This is a genomic window from Streptomyces fuscichromogenes (assembly GCF_014645815.1).
GTDB classification, from domain to species: domain Bacteria; phylum Actinomycetota; class Actinomycetes; order Streptomycetales; family Streptomycetaceae; genus Streptomyces; species Streptomyces fuscichromogenes.
In genome coordinates this window covers 128,236-141,242 of record NZ_BMML01000019.1, presented here as the reverse complement: position 1 = coordinate 141,242, position 13,007 = coordinate 128,236, and the positions used below count along the sequence as shown (strand labels likewise).

At 72.4% G+C, this 13,007-nt stretch carries 15 protein-coding genes; 7 read left to right on the top strand and 8 right to left on the bottom strand.

The genetic code is table 11. The features are described 5' to 3' along the window. Positions 1–126: 126 nt before the first annotated feature. From IEZ11_RS34090 to IEZ11_RS34080, 3 genes are read right to left on the bottom strand one after another with little or no spacing between them, the layout of a single operon-like run. Positions 127–753, bottom strand: coding sequence for a YigZ family protein (locus IEZ11_RS34090; protein WP_189266817.1), 627 nt, complete (start codon positions 751–753; stop codon positions 127–129). 26 nt (positions 754–779) lie between these two features. Continuing rightward, complete coding sequence (locus IEZ11_RS34085; protein ID WP_189266816.1) at positions 780–1,322, bottom strand: SixA phosphatase family protein; 543 nt, start codon at positions 1,320–1,322, stop codon at positions 780–782. Next, positions 1,319–2,050: a hypothetical protein gene (locus IEZ11_RS34080; RefSeq protein WP_189266815.1), complete on the bottom strand. Its 732-nt coding sequence runs from the start codon at positions 2,048–2,050 to the stop codon at positions 1,319–1,321. The genes IEZ11_RS34085 and IEZ11_RS34080 overlap by 4 nt, the downstream gene beginning before the upstream one ends. 206 nt (positions 2,051–2,256) lie before the next feature. On the opposite strand from IEZ11_RS34080, the gene IEZ11_RS34075 reads away from it, so the two are divergent. The 3 genes from IEZ11_RS34075 to IEZ11_RS34065 all read left to right on the top strand — a co-directional run bounded on the left by IEZ11_RS34075 (position 2,257) and on the right by IEZ11_RS34065 (position 5,833). Continuing rightward, a complete protein-coding gene (locus tag IEZ11_RS34075) occupies positions 2,257–2,670 on the top strand; it encodes a CoA-binding protein (protein WP_189266814.1) in 414 nt (137 codons plus the stop codon). 229 nt (positions 2,671–2,899) lie between these two features. Beyond that, positions 2,900–4,537, top strand: a complete 1,638-nt coding sequence (locus tag IEZ11_RS34070) for an APC family permease (protein WP_373295011.1) — start codon at positions 2,900–2,902, stop codon at positions 4,535–4,537. 75 nt (positions 4,538–4,612) lie between these two features. Further along, positions 4,613–5,833, top strand: a complete 1,221-nt coding sequence (locus tag IEZ11_RS34065; RefSeq protein ID WP_189266813.1) for a 4-hydroxybenzoate 3-monooxygenase — start codon at positions 4,613–4,615, stop codon at positions 5,831–5,833. 14 nt (positions 5,834–5,847) lie between these two features. Here the strand turns inward: IEZ11_RS34065 and IEZ11_RS34060 are convergent, their stop codons facing one another. Then, the gene (locus tag IEZ11_RS34060; protein WP_189266812.1) at positions 5,848–6,201 is read right to left on the bottom strand and encodes an ArsR/SmtB family transcription factor; all 354 of its coding nucleotides are present in this window, start codon (positions 6,199–6,201) and stop codon (positions 5,848–5,850) included. 75 nt (positions 6,202–6,276) lie between these two features. On the opposite strand from IEZ11_RS34060, the gene IEZ11_RS34055 reads away from it, so the two are divergent. Further along, the gene (locus IEZ11_RS34055) at positions 6,277–7,476 is read left to right on the top strand and encodes a cation diffusion facilitator family transporter (protein ID WP_189266811.1); all 1,200 of its coding nucleotides are present in this window, start codon (positions 6,277–6,279) and stop codon (positions 7,474–7,476) included. Here IEZ11_RS34055 and IEZ11_RS34050 read toward each other — a convergent pair. Then, positions 7,473–8,027 (bottom strand): YbaK/EbsC family protein, encoded by a 555-nt coding sequence (locus tag IEZ11_RS34050; RefSeq protein WP_189266810.1) that lies wholly within the window; start codon positions 8,025–8,027, stop codon positions 7,473–7,475. The genes IEZ11_RS34055 and IEZ11_RS34050 overlap by 4 nt on opposite strands. 31 nt (positions 8,028–8,058) lie before the next feature. Continuing rightward, positions 8,059–8,631 carry an XRE family transcriptional regulator gene (locus IEZ11_RS34045; protein WP_189266809.1) on the bottom strand — a complete coding sequence of 191 codons (573 nt, stop codon included), beginning with the start codon at positions 8,629–8,631 and terminating at the stop codon, positions 8,059–8,061. A 127-nt stretch (positions 8,632–8,758) separates the two neighbouring features. On the opposite strand from IEZ11_RS34045, the gene IEZ11_RS34040 reads away from it, so the two are divergent. After that, positions 8,759–9,616, top strand: a complete 858-nt coding sequence (locus IEZ11_RS34040) for a DMT family transporter (protein ID WP_189266808.1) — start codon at positions 8,759–8,761, stop codon at positions 9,614–9,616. Positions 9,617–9,653: 37 nt separating this feature from the next. Here the strand turns inward: IEZ11_RS34040 and IEZ11_RS34035 are convergent, their stop codons facing one another. Continuing rightward, positions 9,654–10,418 carry an acyltransferase gene (locus IEZ11_RS34035; protein WP_189266807.1) on the bottom strand — a complete coding sequence of 255 codons (765 nt, stop codon included), beginning with the start codon at positions 10,416–10,418 and terminating at the stop codon, positions 9,654–9,656. 110 nt (positions 10,419–10,528) lie between these two features. Here IEZ11_RS34035 and IEZ11_RS34030 point away from each other — a divergent pair, with 110 nt between their 5' ends. After that, positions 10,529–11,056 carry a gamma carbonic anhydrase family protein gene (locus tag IEZ11_RS34030; protein ID WP_189266882.1) on the top strand — a complete coding sequence of 176 codons (528 nt, stop codon included), beginning with the start codon at positions 10,529–10,531 and terminating at the stop codon, positions 11,054–11,056. Positions 11,057–11,146: 90 nt separating this feature from the next. Here IEZ11_RS34030 and IEZ11_RS34025 read toward each other — a convergent pair whose 3' ends face one another. Next, positions 11,147–11,791, bottom strand: a complete 645-nt coding sequence (locus tag IEZ11_RS34025; protein ID WP_189266806.1) for a DedA family protein — start codon at positions 11,789–11,791, stop codon at positions 11,147–11,149. A gap of 201 nt (positions 11,792–11,992) precedes the next feature. On the opposite strand from IEZ11_RS34025, the gene IEZ11_RS34020 reads away from it, so the two are divergent. Continuing rightward, positions 11,993–12,976: a lysylphosphatidylglycerol synthase transmembrane domain-containing protein gene (locus IEZ11_RS34020; RefSeq protein WP_229713523.1), complete on the top strand. Its 984-nt coding sequence runs from the start codon at positions 11,993–11,995 to the stop codon at positions 12,974–12,976. The last annotated feature ends 31 nt before the right edge of the window (positions 12,977–13,007 follow it).

The following is a 13,007-nucleotide window of genomic DNA, read 5'->3' as shown; positions in this document are numbered from 1 at the left end:
CACCTCGACCTGCACGCCTGCCCCTAGTGCACCTATTCGACCCGAACAAACCGGCACACATACCCATGAACCGGTACGAGGACTTCCCCGTCAACACCCGCCACGCTAACGCATTTCACCCCCGGCTCACGCGTCTCCGTAAGCCTCTCCGCCCAGTTCGAGGGTCGCCGTGCCCGCCGTCGCGTCGGCGAGCCAGGCACAAAAGGCGGCCACGTCGGCGTCCGGCAGGCCGATCCCGATGGTGACGGCCTCGCCGTAGCGGACGTCGCGGACGTCGCGGCCGGTGGCCCGCAGATCGTTCTGGATCTTGCCGGCGCGCTGGTGGTCGACGGTCACGGTGGCGAGCCGGAAGCGGCGCCTGGTGCGGGTGCCGACGGCGTCGAGGGCCTCGCCGACCGCACCGCCGTAGGCGCGGATGAGCCCGCCGGCGCCGAGCTTGACGCCGCCGTAGTAACGGGTGACGACGGCGACGACGTACCGCATGTCGCGGCGCAGCAGCATCTGGAGCATGGGGACGCCGGCGGTGCCGCCCGGTTCGCCGTCGTCGCCGGCCCGCTGGGTGGCGGCGTCGGCGCCGATGACGTAGGCCCAGCAGTTGTGGGTGGCGTCGGCGTGCTCCCTGCGGACCGCCGCGAGGAAGTCCTGGGCCTCCTGCTCGGTGGCGGCCGGGGCGAGGCTGCACAGGAAACGGGAGCGGTTGACCTCGGTCTCGTGCGTGCCCGCGCGGGCGACTGTGCGGTACTCGTCCTGCATCCGCCCAGCCTATGCGGACCCGTCCGCTAGCCCTTGCGCCCCCTCGCCACCGTCACCTCCGTCAGCAGCGCCGTCCCCGGGGCCAGGGCCGCCCATGTCGTGCCGTGCCAGGCGAGGACGGCGATCGCGGACGTCGGGAACTTCTTGCGCACCTGCTCCAGGGTGTCGCCGAGGCCGTCGCCCGCGAGGTCGAGGACGAGTTCCTCCAGGCCGGGGTTGTGTCCGACCAGCAGCAGCGTCTCCACCTCGGCCGGCACCTCGCGCACGACCGCCAGCAGGTCGGGTACGCCGGCCGCGTACACCCGCCGGTCGTGGCGGACCGGCGGCGGCGTGCCCCACTGGCCGGCGGCCAGCTCCCAGGTCTGCCGGGCGCGCACCGCGGTGGAGCACACCGCGAGGTCGGGCAGGCAGTCGGACTCGGCGAGGGCACGGCCGGCCGCGGGGGCGTCGCGTCGGCCGCGTTCCGCCAGCGGGCGGAGCCGGTCCGGGACGCCCTCGGGCCAGGCCGACTTGGCGTGCCGCAGGACGACCAGGCGGCGCAGCGGGCCCGCGCCCGCCCGGGTGGTCACAGCGCCCGCCCGAGGTCGCTGGTGAGGTCGAGGGCGAGCAGCCGGTCGGCGTAGGCGCAGGTCTCGAAGCGGGCGCCGGCCGGGATCTCGGGCTGGTTCTCCATCCAGCGCAGCACGGCGAGCACCGCGGGCACGTCCAGGTCGTCCTCCCAGGCGTCGCGCAGCCGTCCCCGTACCTTCTCGGGCACCGGCCGCGAGGGGCTGCGCGCCCATCGCGCCACCGACTGCCGCAGCCCGCCGAGCCGCCGTGCGGCCTCGTCGAGGGCGCCGGCGCCGAGGTGGACGGCGGCGCCGCGCGGGGCGTCGAGAAGGGCCAGCCGGAGGGCGGCGGGGTCGGCGAGCATGTTGAGGACGCCGGCCCCGGGGCCGCCGGCCGGGGCGACGGCGACGGTCACGCCGGCGCCGCCCACCGTGCCGCCCGCGGCCGCGACACGCACGACCTGTGCCTCGCCCAGTCCCGCGGCGAGGTCGCGGCCGTCCTCGAAGGGACGGATGCCGAGGGTGGTGGCGGCCGCGTGCAGCTCGGCCTGGTGGCGGTCGGCGGTGAGCAGGGGCAGGACCGGGGTGCCGCCGAGTTCCAGCGCGCGCAGCAGGAGGTCGGTGGTGAGCAGGACCCGCAGGGCCGTCAGGTCGTACCCGGAGGCATGCGCCTCCACCCGGGTCAGGGCACGGCGGGCGGGGACGGCGGGGACGGTCTCACCGGTCTTGGCGTCGAGGATGCGCAGCACGGGCTGAGCGTAGGCGGGCGGAGGGCCGTACGGAGGCACCTTGCGCCGATTCGGGTCACCGTGGCGGGACATGCGGGACATGCGACACCCCCTGCCTCGCGGACTGCCTCGACGGTACTGCGCGGACCGGGCCCGGGACAGGGAATCAGGGTCCGGCGGCCGCTGTTGGCCACGGCGAATGTTCCCCAGGGCCGAGGAGGCCGACGGTGTACGGCGACGAAGCGACGATCCGCAGGATTCTGACCGGGACGGGCGACACCTGGGCGGTGGTCGGCCTGTCGGCCAACCGGGGACGGGCGGCGTACGGGGTGGCGCAGGTGCTGCAGCGGTTCGGCAAGCGGATCGTGCCGGTCCACCCGAAGGCGGAGACGGTGCACGGCGAGCGGGGTTACGCGTCCCTCGCGGAGATCCCCTTCGAGATCGACGTGGTCGATGTCTTCGTCAACAGCGACCTGGCCGGGCCGGTCGCGGACGAGGCGGTGGCGAGGGGCGCGAAGGCGGTGTGGTTCCAGCTCGGGGTGGTCGACGAGGCGGCGTACGAGCGGGTGCGGGCCGCGGGTCTGGACATGGTCATGGACCGTTGCCCGGCCATCGAAATACCGCGCCTGGGCCGGATCTGAGCCGGATTTGAGGAAGATCTGAGCTTGCCTGTCTTACCCTCTTCTCACATATCGCCACTGAATACGGACATTCCGTGACCCTCTCTGACCTGTGTAAAAGCTTTTACCAAGACAGGAAAGATCGAGGGTCAAATCTTCGGCAACACTCTTCTCCGGTTGCGACACGCGCCCTTAAGTTGTGCCCTCTTGCTCGTTAAAGCTGCGTTCAGAAACTGAGAGGCCACTTGACATGGTGAGTGTCGAGAATGCCGCGACGGAGGACACCACACCTTCGGGCGGTCTGAGGCGGGACGTCGGGCTCATCGGCCTGATGTGGGCCTCTGTGGGCTCGATCATCGGCTCCGGATGGCTGTACGGCGCCGAGAAGGCGGTCGGTGTGGCCGGCCCCGCGGCGATCATCTCGTGGGTGATCGGCGCCATCGCGATCGTGCTCCTGGCACTGGTGCACGCCGAACTCGGCGGCATGTTCCCGGTGGCCGGCGGTACCGCCCGCTACCCGCACTACGCGTTCGGTGGCCTGGCCGGCATGTCCTTCGGCTGGTTCTCCTGGCTGCAGGCGGCGACCGTGGCGCCGATCGAGGTCGAAGCCATGATCGGTTACGCCGGTCACTGGAAGTGGGCCCAGCACCTCCAGCACAGCGACGGCACCCTGACCGCGAGCGGCCTGCTGGCCGCTGTCGTGCTCATGGCCCTGTTCGTCGGCGTCAACTTCTTCGGCGTCCGGGTCCTCGCGCACACCAACAGCGCGGCGACCTGGTGGAAGATCGCCGTCCCGCTGGCCGCGATCTTCATCATCGCGATCGGCAACTTCCACCCGGGCAACTTCCACTCGGAGGGCTTCGCACCCTTCGGCGCCAAGGGCGTACTGACCGCGATCAGCACCAGCGGCATCATCTTCGCGCTGCTCGGCTTCGAGCAGGCCATCCAGCTGGCCGGTGAGAGCCGCAACCCGAAGAAGGACCTGCCGCGCGCCACCCTCGGCTCGGTCGCGATCGGCGCCGTCATCTACGTCCTGCTCCAGGTCGTGTTCATCGCCGCGCTGCCGCACAGCACCTTCGCGCGCGGCTGGGGCCACCTCGCGTACGAGGGCATCAGCGGCCCGTGGGCCGGCCTCGCCACCCTGGTGGGCCTCGGCTGGCTGGCCTGGGTCCTCTACCTGGACGCGATCATCTCCCCCGGTGGCACCGGCCTCATCTACACCACCGCCACCTCCCGCGTCTCCTACGGCCTGGCGAAGAACGGCTACGCGCCGAAGATCTTCACCCGGACAGACTCCCGCGGTGTGCCGTGGTTCGGTCTCATCATGTCCTTCGTGACCGGCGTGATCTGCTTCCTGCCGTTCCCGAGCTGGCAGCAGCTGGTCGGCTTCATCACCTCGGCGAGCGTGCTGATGTACGCCGGCGCCCCGCTGGCGTACGGCGTCTTCGCCGACAAGCTGCCGCAGCACGAGCGCCCGTACCGGCTGCCCTTCGGCAAGGTGATCTCGCCGCTGTCGTTCGTGGTCGCCAACCTGATCATCTACTGGTCCGGCTGGGACATCCTGTGGCGGCTCGGCCTCGCGATCATCCTCGGCTACCTGCTGCTCGGCGGCTACGCCTTCTACGCCCACAGCAGGAACCTGCCGGACGCGCCCCGGCTGGACTTCCGGGCCGCGCAGTGGCTGCCCGTCTATCTGATCGGCCTGGGCCTGATCTCCTGGCAGGGCAGCTTCGGCGGACAGAACAACATCGCGCTGTGGTGGGACATCGTGGTCATCGCCGTCTTCTCGATCGGCATCTACTACTGGGCCAAGGCCACCGCCTCCACGGCCCAGGACATCGAGCGCAGCATCGACGAGGTCGTGGTCACCGACGCCCCGGCGCACTGACCTCTCCTTCTCACCGGTGTCCCGTCAGCCGTGGCCACACCGCCGCGGCTGACGGGACACCGTCATAATGCGGGGGTGACTCACCCCTCCTCCCACACCAACTCCCCCTCCCAAGAGCGCCGTACGGTCGTCGTCGTGGGTGCCGGACCCGCCGGACTGACCGTCGGCAACATCCTGCGGGCCGCCGACGTCGACTGTGTGGTCCTGGAGACCGAGAGCAGACGGTTCATCGAGACCCGGCCGCGGGCCGGGGTCATCGAGGAGTGGGCCGTACGCGGGCTCCGGCAGCGCGGCCTCGCCGACAGCCTGACGGCCCGGGCCCAGGTGCACAGCGCGTGCGAGTTCCGGTTCGGAGGCGAGCGGTTCCGGTTCGACTACAGCGAACTGACGGATCATCACCATTACGTCTATCCGCAGCCGTTGCTGGTGACCGACCTGGTGCGGGAGTACGCCGACGTGCGTGGCGGCGACATCAGGTTCGGGGTGCGGGACGTCACGCTGCACGACCTGGAGTCGGACCCCGCCGTGTCCTACCTCGACCCCACGACCGGCGAACGGCACGTCCTGCACTGCGAGTTCGTGGCGGGCTGCGACGGGGCGCGCGGGGTGACCCGGGACGCGATACCCGACGGGCGGGTACGGATCGCCCGGCAGGACCACGGCATCGCATGGCTGGCCCTGCTCGCCGAGGCGCCGCCGTCCTCGGACTGTGTGCTGTTCGGCGTCCATCCGAACGGTTTCGCCGGGCACATGGCGCGCAGCCCCGAGGTCACCCGCTACTACCTCCAGTGCCCGCCGGGCGACGATCCGGAGAGCTGGTCGCACGACCGGGTCTGGGGCGAGCTGCGCGAACGGCTCGGTGCGGCAGGCGCACCGCCGCTCACCGAGGGGCGGCTGACCGAGAAGCGGGTGCTGGACATGCACGACTACGTGGTCGAACCGATGGTGTTCGGCCGTCTCTTCCTGGCCGGTGACGCGGGGCACCTGACCGCCCCGATCGCCGCCAAGGGCATGAACCTCGCCCTGCACGACGCCTTCCTGCTGGGCGACGCACTCGCCGCGCACGCCACGAAGGGCGACGACACCGGCCTGGAGGGCTACTCCCACGCCTGCCTGCGCCGGGTCTGGGACTACCAGGAGTTCTCGCACTTCCTGTCCGGCATCTACCACGGCACGGCCTCCGGCGATCCGTTCCTCGCGGGCACCAGCCTGGCCCGGCTGCGCAGGCTCTTCACCTCACGCGCCGCGGCGACGGCCTTCGCCGAGCAGTACCTCGGAGCGGCCGCCGCCTTCTGATACGAGGACGAGGCTCAGCCGTCCGCCGCGGTGGCGGTCTCGGTCAGCCGGTGGTCCGCCACCTTCAGCGCCTCGTCGACCAGCCGCCGCAGATGACCGTGGCGCAGCGAGTACACCACCCGGCGCCCCTCCTTGCGCGTGCCCACCAGACCCGCGAGGCGCAGCCGGGCCAGATGCTGGCTGACCGCGGGCCGTGCCGCACCGCACACCTCGGTGAGCGTGCCGACGTCGGCCTCTCCCGTCGTCAGGGCGTGCAGCAGGGTGAGCCGGGTGCGGTCGCCGAGCAGGGCGAGGACCTCGGCGGCGAGCGCGAACTGCTCCTCGCCGGGGGTACGCGGGTGCGCATGATGCGCAGGTGATAGGTGCATGCGTGCGCTCATACGCACATAATGGCGTCGTGGGCGTCGGATGTCCACGTCCCGCGCACCGGAGAGGGGAGCCGCATGAGCGACCGGCACCACCACGAACACGCACCCGCGGACGACCGTCACCCCCGCGAGCACACCCACACCTCCGACCGGCACGGCGAACCCACCGACGGCCATGGCCACAGTCATCGCCCGAGCCATGACCACAGCCATGACGGGAGCCGCCACCACGACCACCACCACGGTCACCCGCACTCCGAACCCCATGCCCACCCCTCGTCCGCCGGTCTCCGGCACCGCCTCACCCACCTCCTGAAGCCCCACTCGCACGAGACGGCGGACAAGCTCGACCCCGCGCTGGAGTCCTCGGCGCGGGGCATGCGGGCGCTCTGGGTGTCGCTGGCCGTGCTCGGCGTGACGGCGCTCGTGCAGGCGGCCGTGGTGGTCCTGTCCGGTTCCGTCGCCCTGCTCGGGGACACCGTGCACAACGCGGCGGACGCGCTGACCGCCGTACCGCTGGGCATCGCCTTCGTGCTCGGGCGCCGCGCGGCGAACCGCCGCTTCACCTACGGCTACGGGCGCGCCGAGGACCTCGCGGGGATCGCGATCGTGCTGACGATCACCGCGTCGGCCGCCTTCGCCGCCTGGACCGCGGTCGACCGGCTGCTGGATCCGCGCCCGGTGACGCACCTCCCGGCGGTCGCGGTGGCCGCGCTCGCCGGGTTCGCCGGGAACGAGTGGGTGGCCCGGTACCGGATCCGGGTGGGCCGGGAGATCGGCTCGGCCGCGCTGGTGGCCGACGGGCTGCACGCCCGCACCGACGGATTCACCTCACTGGCCGTCCTGCTGGGGGCCGGCGGCTCGGCCCTCGGCCGGCAGCTCGCGGATCCGCTGGTGGGGTTGGCGATCACCGCGGCGATCGTGCTGGTGCTGCGGGACGCGGCGCGCGAGGTGTTCCGGCGGGTGATGGACGCCGTGGACCCGGAGTTGACGGACCGGGCCGAGCGCGCGCTGCGCGAGGTGCCCGGGGTGCGGGCGGTGGGCGAGCTGCGGTTGCGGTGGATCGGGCACCGGCTGCGCGCCGAGGTGGCGGTCGTGGTCGACGGCGAGGCGACCGTACGGCAGGCGCACGCGATCGCCGTCGCGGCGGAGCACGCGCTGCTGCACGCCGTGCCGCGGCTGACGGCGGCCCTGGTGCACGCGGATCCGGCGCCCGCACCGGGCCAGGCGGACCCGCACCTGCCGCTGGCCCACCACGCGCACGCCCTCTCCTAGACGCCCAGCCCGTCCAGCACCACCGCGCCCGGCAGTTCGGCGAACGCCTTGCCGGGAATCAGGAGTTTGCCGCGGCGGCGGCCGCTGCCGACCAGGACACAGGGCAGGTCGACCACCGCCGAGTCCACCAACAGCGGCCAGTCGCGCGGGAGTCCGACGGGGGTGATACCGCCGTACTCCATGCCGGTCGCGCCGGTCGCGATGTCCATCGCGGCGAACGAGGCCTTGCGGGCGCCGAGTTGGCGGCGGACCACACCGTTGACGTCCACCTTGGTCGTGGACAGCACCAGACAGGCCGCCAGGGTGGTCTCGGCACCGCGCCTGCCCGCCACCACCACGCAGTTGGCCGACCGCTCCAGCAGGTCCTGCCCGTAGTGTTCGACGAAGACCGCGGTGTCCGCCCACCGCGGGTCGGTCTCGACGTAGACGATCCGGTCGGCGGGTACGGCGCCGGTCCAGCCGCGTACGGCGTCGGCCACCGGCGCGATCAGGTCGTCGAGGCAGTCGGGGGCGGGGACGGCGGTGTCGAAGTCTCCGATGGGTGCGCGCATGTCCGCACGCTAACAGTCAGACCCGCGAGGCTCAGGGCACGGGCGGCACGGAGACGGTCATCACCATCTCCATCGGCACGTCACCGGCGTTGCCGTACACATGGGCGCTGTTGGCCTCGAAGGAGGCGCTGGCGCCCGTCGGCACGCGGTACTCGGTGCCGTCGACGGTGAGGGTCAGTTCACCGGCGGTGACATGGACGATCTCCACCGTGCCGGCGGGATGGGGTTCCGAGGGACTTCTCTCGCCCGGCATCAGATGCCAGTCCCACATCTCCAGCGGGCCGGGCGCCTCGGTGCCGGCCAGCAGCCGGTTGTAGCTGCCGGCCTCGGTGTGCCACAGCCGTACGGCCTTGTCCGCGGGGATGATCTGCACCTTCGGGCCCTGCTCGTAGTCGAGCAGGGTGGTGATGCTGATGCCGAGCGCGTCACCGATCTTGACGACCGTGCCGATACTGGGGTTGGTGCGGGCCTGCTCGATCTGGATCAGCATGCCGCGGCTGACCCCGGCCCTGGTCGCGAGCACGTCCAGGGTGAAGCCGCGGACCGCCCGCCAGTGCTTGACGTTGCGGGCCAGGGACTGGGTCAGCAGGTCGAGGTCCGACACGTTCCGTCCATCGGGGAGAGCATTGCGGAGGGCATCCTGGTCCAATATTTTGGATGACATAGTCCAACTTGGCGAACTACGGTGGGGTGTACCTGATCGTTCACCGAACTGTACTGCGAGGCGGGCCGTGACAGCATTCTTCGCCCTGACCACCAGTCTCCTGTGGGGACTGGCCGATTTCGGCGGCGGGCTGCTCACGCGACGCGCCCCGGCGCTCACGGTGGTCGTCGTGTCACAGGGCCTGGCGGCGGTGGTCCTGGGCGTGATCGTGGTCGCCACCGGCGGCTGGAGCGAGGCCGGGCCGCGGCTGTGGTTCGCGTTCGCGGCGGGTCTGGTCGGACCGGTCGCGCTGTTCTCCTTCTACAAGGCCCTGGCCCTCGGCCCGATGGGGGTGGTCTCGCCGCTGGCCACGCTGAGCGTCGCCATCCCGGTCGGGGTCGGCCTGTTCCTCGGTGAGCGGCCGGGGCTGCTCCAGGTCGCGGGCATCGCCGTCGCCGTCACCGGGGTGGTCCTGGCCGGCGGCCCCCAGCTGCGCGGCGCGCCCGTCCAGCGCCGGACGATCCTGCTCACCCTGGTCTCGGCGGCCGGCTTCGGCACCGTGTTCGCGCTGATCACGGAGGCGTCCACCACGGTCACCGGCCTCTTCCTGGCCCTCTTCGTGCAGCGGCTGACCAGCGTCGTGACCGGCGGCGGCGCCCTGTGGCTGTCCGTACGGCGGGGCGCGCCGGCGCTGCCGCGGGGCGGCCTCGCCCGGTCCGCGCTACCGGCGCTGGGCTTCGTCGGTCTCGCCGACGTCGCGGCCAACGGCACGTACTCGATCGCCGCCCAGCACGGCCCGGTCACCGTCGCCGCGGTGCTCGCCTCGCTCTACCCGGTGGTCACCGCGCTCGCGGCCCGCGGCTTCCTCAGCGAACGGCTGCGCGCGATCCAGGCGGCCGGCGCCGGGCTGGCGCTGGTGGGGACGTTGCTGCTGGCCACGGGCTGAGCCGACGGCGCCGGCCACCGGCTGAACCGGCGGCCGGTCAGCTCTCGGGTTCCAGTGCGGCGAGCCGCGCCACGTCCTCCTCGGCCAGCTCCGCGAGGGCGCGCAGCTGCTCCGGCGTGGTGCCCGCCGGGATCGGCACCGGCGGGGGTGTGCGCAGCGGCGGCTGCCAGCCGGTCTCGGGCGTCCAGCGGCGTACGACCCGGGCGGGCGCGCCGGCCACCACGGCGTGGTCGGGCACCGTGCCGCGGACCACCGCGCCGGCGGCCACCACCACGTTGCGGCCGATCCGCGCGCCCGGCAGGATCACCGCGCCGGTGCCGATCCAGCAGCCCGGCCCGATCTCCACCGGCTCCATACGGGGCCACTGCCTGCCGATGGGCTCGTGCGGGTCGTCGTAGGAGTGGTTGGTGGAGGTCACGTAGACGTACGGGCCGAAGTAGCAGTCGCTGCCGATGGTGACCGTCGTGTCCGCGATGACGTGACTGCCGCGGCCGAGGACCACTCCGTCGCCGATGCGCAGGATCGGGTCGGGGCCGAGGTCGAGGTCGGGCATCAGGCCCGCGGTGAGGGTGACCTGTTCGCCGACGATGCAGTGCGAGCCGAGGTGGATCCACGGCTCGCCGAAGACCGTGCCGAGCGGGAAGGCGAGGCGGGTGGCCTCGCCGATCGCGCCGAAGCGGAGCCCCGCCGGGTGCTCGGCCGTGACCGAACCGGTGCGCTGGACCCAGGCCCAGACCGCGTGGACTGCGCGTTGGGCGAGGCGATGTCGCCAGAATGAGAACGTGTTCTTGGGCTTCGGCACGCAGTCACGCTACTCAGCGGGCGCCGACTTCAAGAGGGCGGGCTGCTGTGATCTTCGCCCCAGGGGGTGAGCTAGGTTGCCGGGGACATCGATGACGAGGGGAGACCGTGGTGACGCAGAAGGCGCTGATCGTGGGCATCGGGGGGCGTGAGCCGCAGATCGAGGACGAGGTGTTCGTGGCGCCGAACGCCTCTGTGATCGGGGACGTGACGCTGAGGTCCGGGGCGAGTGTCTGGTACGGCGCGGTGGTCCGGGGGGACACCGAGAAGATCACCGTGGGGTCTCAGGCGAATGTGCAGGACAACGCGACGCTGCATGCGGATCCGGGGTTTCCCGTGAGCATCGGGGAGCGGGTGTCCATCGGGCACAACGCGGTCGTGCACGGGGCGACCGTCGGGGACGACTGCCTGATCGGGATGGGGGCGACCGTGCTGAACGGGGCGGTGATCGGGGCGGGGTCGTTGGTGGCCGCGCAGGCGCTGGTGCCGCAGGGGATGGAGGTGCCGCCGGGGTCGTTGGTGGCGGGGGTGCCGGCGAAGGTGCGGCGCGAGCTCAGCCGGGAAGAGCGGGAGGGGGTGACCCTTAACGGGACTTTGTATGCGGAGTTGGCCAAGACGCATCGGGGGGTGCATGAGTAGGTGGTTCGGCGGGTGCGGGTGCGTGGGGGCTTGTCGCGCCCACGCGGCGGAGCCGCAAATCGACTACGCCCCGCGCCCCCTTGGGGCGCTTCAGTCCCCGGCGCCTACAGGTTCGGTTTCCTTCTCCGTGATCCGGGCCTTCTTCGCCCTGCGCTGCACGATCAGCATCGAGGCCAGGCCGAAGAGGACCGCGGCCGCCAGGCCCACGTAGGAGAACCGCTTCAGCCAGTCCTCCGCGACGATGCCGACGTAGTAGACGACCGCCGTCGTGCCGCCCGCCCAGCAGATGCCGCCGAGCAGGTTGGCGGTCAGGAACTTCCAGTAGGGCATGTGCAGGACGCCCGCCAGCGGGCCCGCGAAGATGCGGAGGAGGGCGATGAAGCGGCCGAAGAAGACCGCCCACATGCCCCACTTCTCGAAGGAGCGCTCGGCGGTGGCCACGTGGCCCTCGCTGAAGTGTCTCGGGAACTTCCGGCCCAGCCAGGCCAGCAGCGGACGGCCGCCCTTGCGGCCGATCGCGTAGCCGATCGAGTCGCCTATGACCGCGCCGGCCGTCGCACAGGCGCCGAGGACGATCGGGTTGATGCCCGAGTGCTGGGAGGAGAGCAGCGCGGCGGAGACCAGGACGATCTCGCCCGGCAGCGGGATGCCCAGGCTCTCCAGTCCGATGACCAGCGCCACCACTGCGTAGACGGCGACCGCAGGCACCGAGTCGAGCCATTCCTGGACGTGCACCGCCGGATCCTCCCCTGTCGCGTGCTCCTTCCCCAGGAAGGCTACCGGTTCCGCCGGGTACCGCCGTGCCCGTGGCACCGGCCCGCCCTCCCGCCTTAGGTTCTCGGACATCCGGGTGTCATTCGGGACGGGAAGGCTCCCGGCGTCTCCGCTCGCCCGCGGCTCCCCACCGCCGGCCCGCCGTGGAAGGACAACGTCCCCGTGTCCTCTCTGTCCTCGCTCCGCTCCGACGCGCCGCCCGCGCGCCCGCTGCCGTCGCCCTCGGCGGCGGGCCGTCCGCTCCGGCTCGCCCTGTGCCTGTCTCCGCTGCTCGTCGCCGCGGTCTGGGGGCTGACCAACCGGTCCCTGCTGTACGAGGGCGTCACCCGGCTCGCCCGCGCCGAACCGGCGTGGCTGCTGGCCGCGGCCGCCTGCACCTGCCTGACCTGGGTGGTGGCCGCCTGCATGCGGCAGGGCGCCGTGCCCGACCGGCTGCCGCCGGGGCTGCTGCTGGCCTCGCAGTTCGCCGCCGGGGCCGCCAACCACGTACTGCCCGCCGGGCTCGGCGCGCACGCCGTCACCGTGCGCTTCCTGCGCACCCGGGGCGTCCCCCTGGAGCGGGCCACCGCCTCGGTCGCGCTGTACTCGGTGGCCAGGTCGGGCGCGAAGGCGGTCGTGCTGATCGGGTTCCTGCTCTCCTCGTCCGCGTGGCGGCGGCTGGGCGAGCTGGTGCCGGACGGCGCGGTGCTGGTCCCGCTCGCCGCCGGCGTCACCCTGGCGGGCGTGGCGACGGCCGTCGTACGACCGCTGCGGCGGCCGCTGACCGGGCTGGTGCGGTGTGCGTTCAGCGATGCCCGGACGGTGCACGCGCGGCCCTCCCGGGTGCTGGCCCTGTGGGGCGGGGCCGCGGCGATGCCGCTGGTGCAGGCGAGCGTGCTGGCCTGCACCGGGCAGGCGCTCGGGCTCGGGCTGTCCTGGCCGGAGGTGACCCTCGCGTATCTGGCGGCGGGCACCGCCGGGGGTGCCGTGCCGGTGCCCGGCGGGGTCGCGGTGGACGCGGCGCTGGTGTTCACGCTGGCCGCGTTCGGCTCCCCGCCGGCCGTGGCCACCGCGACCGTGATCGGCTACCGCGTGCTGACCGACTGGATGCCGCTGCTGCCGGGCGCCCTGGTGCTGTCGGCGATGATCCGCGCGAAGGTGCTCTGAGAGCCGTCCCGAAGGTCCTCCGAGCCGTCCC

Coding starts and splice junctions, on each gene's coding strand:
- IEZ11_RS34090 (WP_189266817.1), bottom strand. CDS start 753: ATGCAGGACGAGTACCGCACAGTCGCCCGCGCGGGCACGCACGAGACC.
- IEZ11_RS34070 (WP_373295011.1), top strand. CDS start 2,900: ATGGTGAGTGTCGAGAATGCCGCGACGGAGGACACCACACCTTCGGGC.
- IEZ11_RS34060 (WP_189266812.1), bottom strand. CDS start 6,201: ATGCACCTATCACCTGCGCATCATGCGCACCCGCGTACCCCCGGCGAG.
- IEZ11_RS34055 (WP_189266811.1), top strand. CDS start 6,277: ATGAGCGACCGGCACCACCACGAACACGCACCCGCGGACGACCGTCAC.
- IEZ11_RS34050 (WP_189266810.1), bottom strand. CDS start 8,027: ATGCGCGCACCCATCGGAGACTTCGACACCGCCGTCCCCGCCCCCGAC.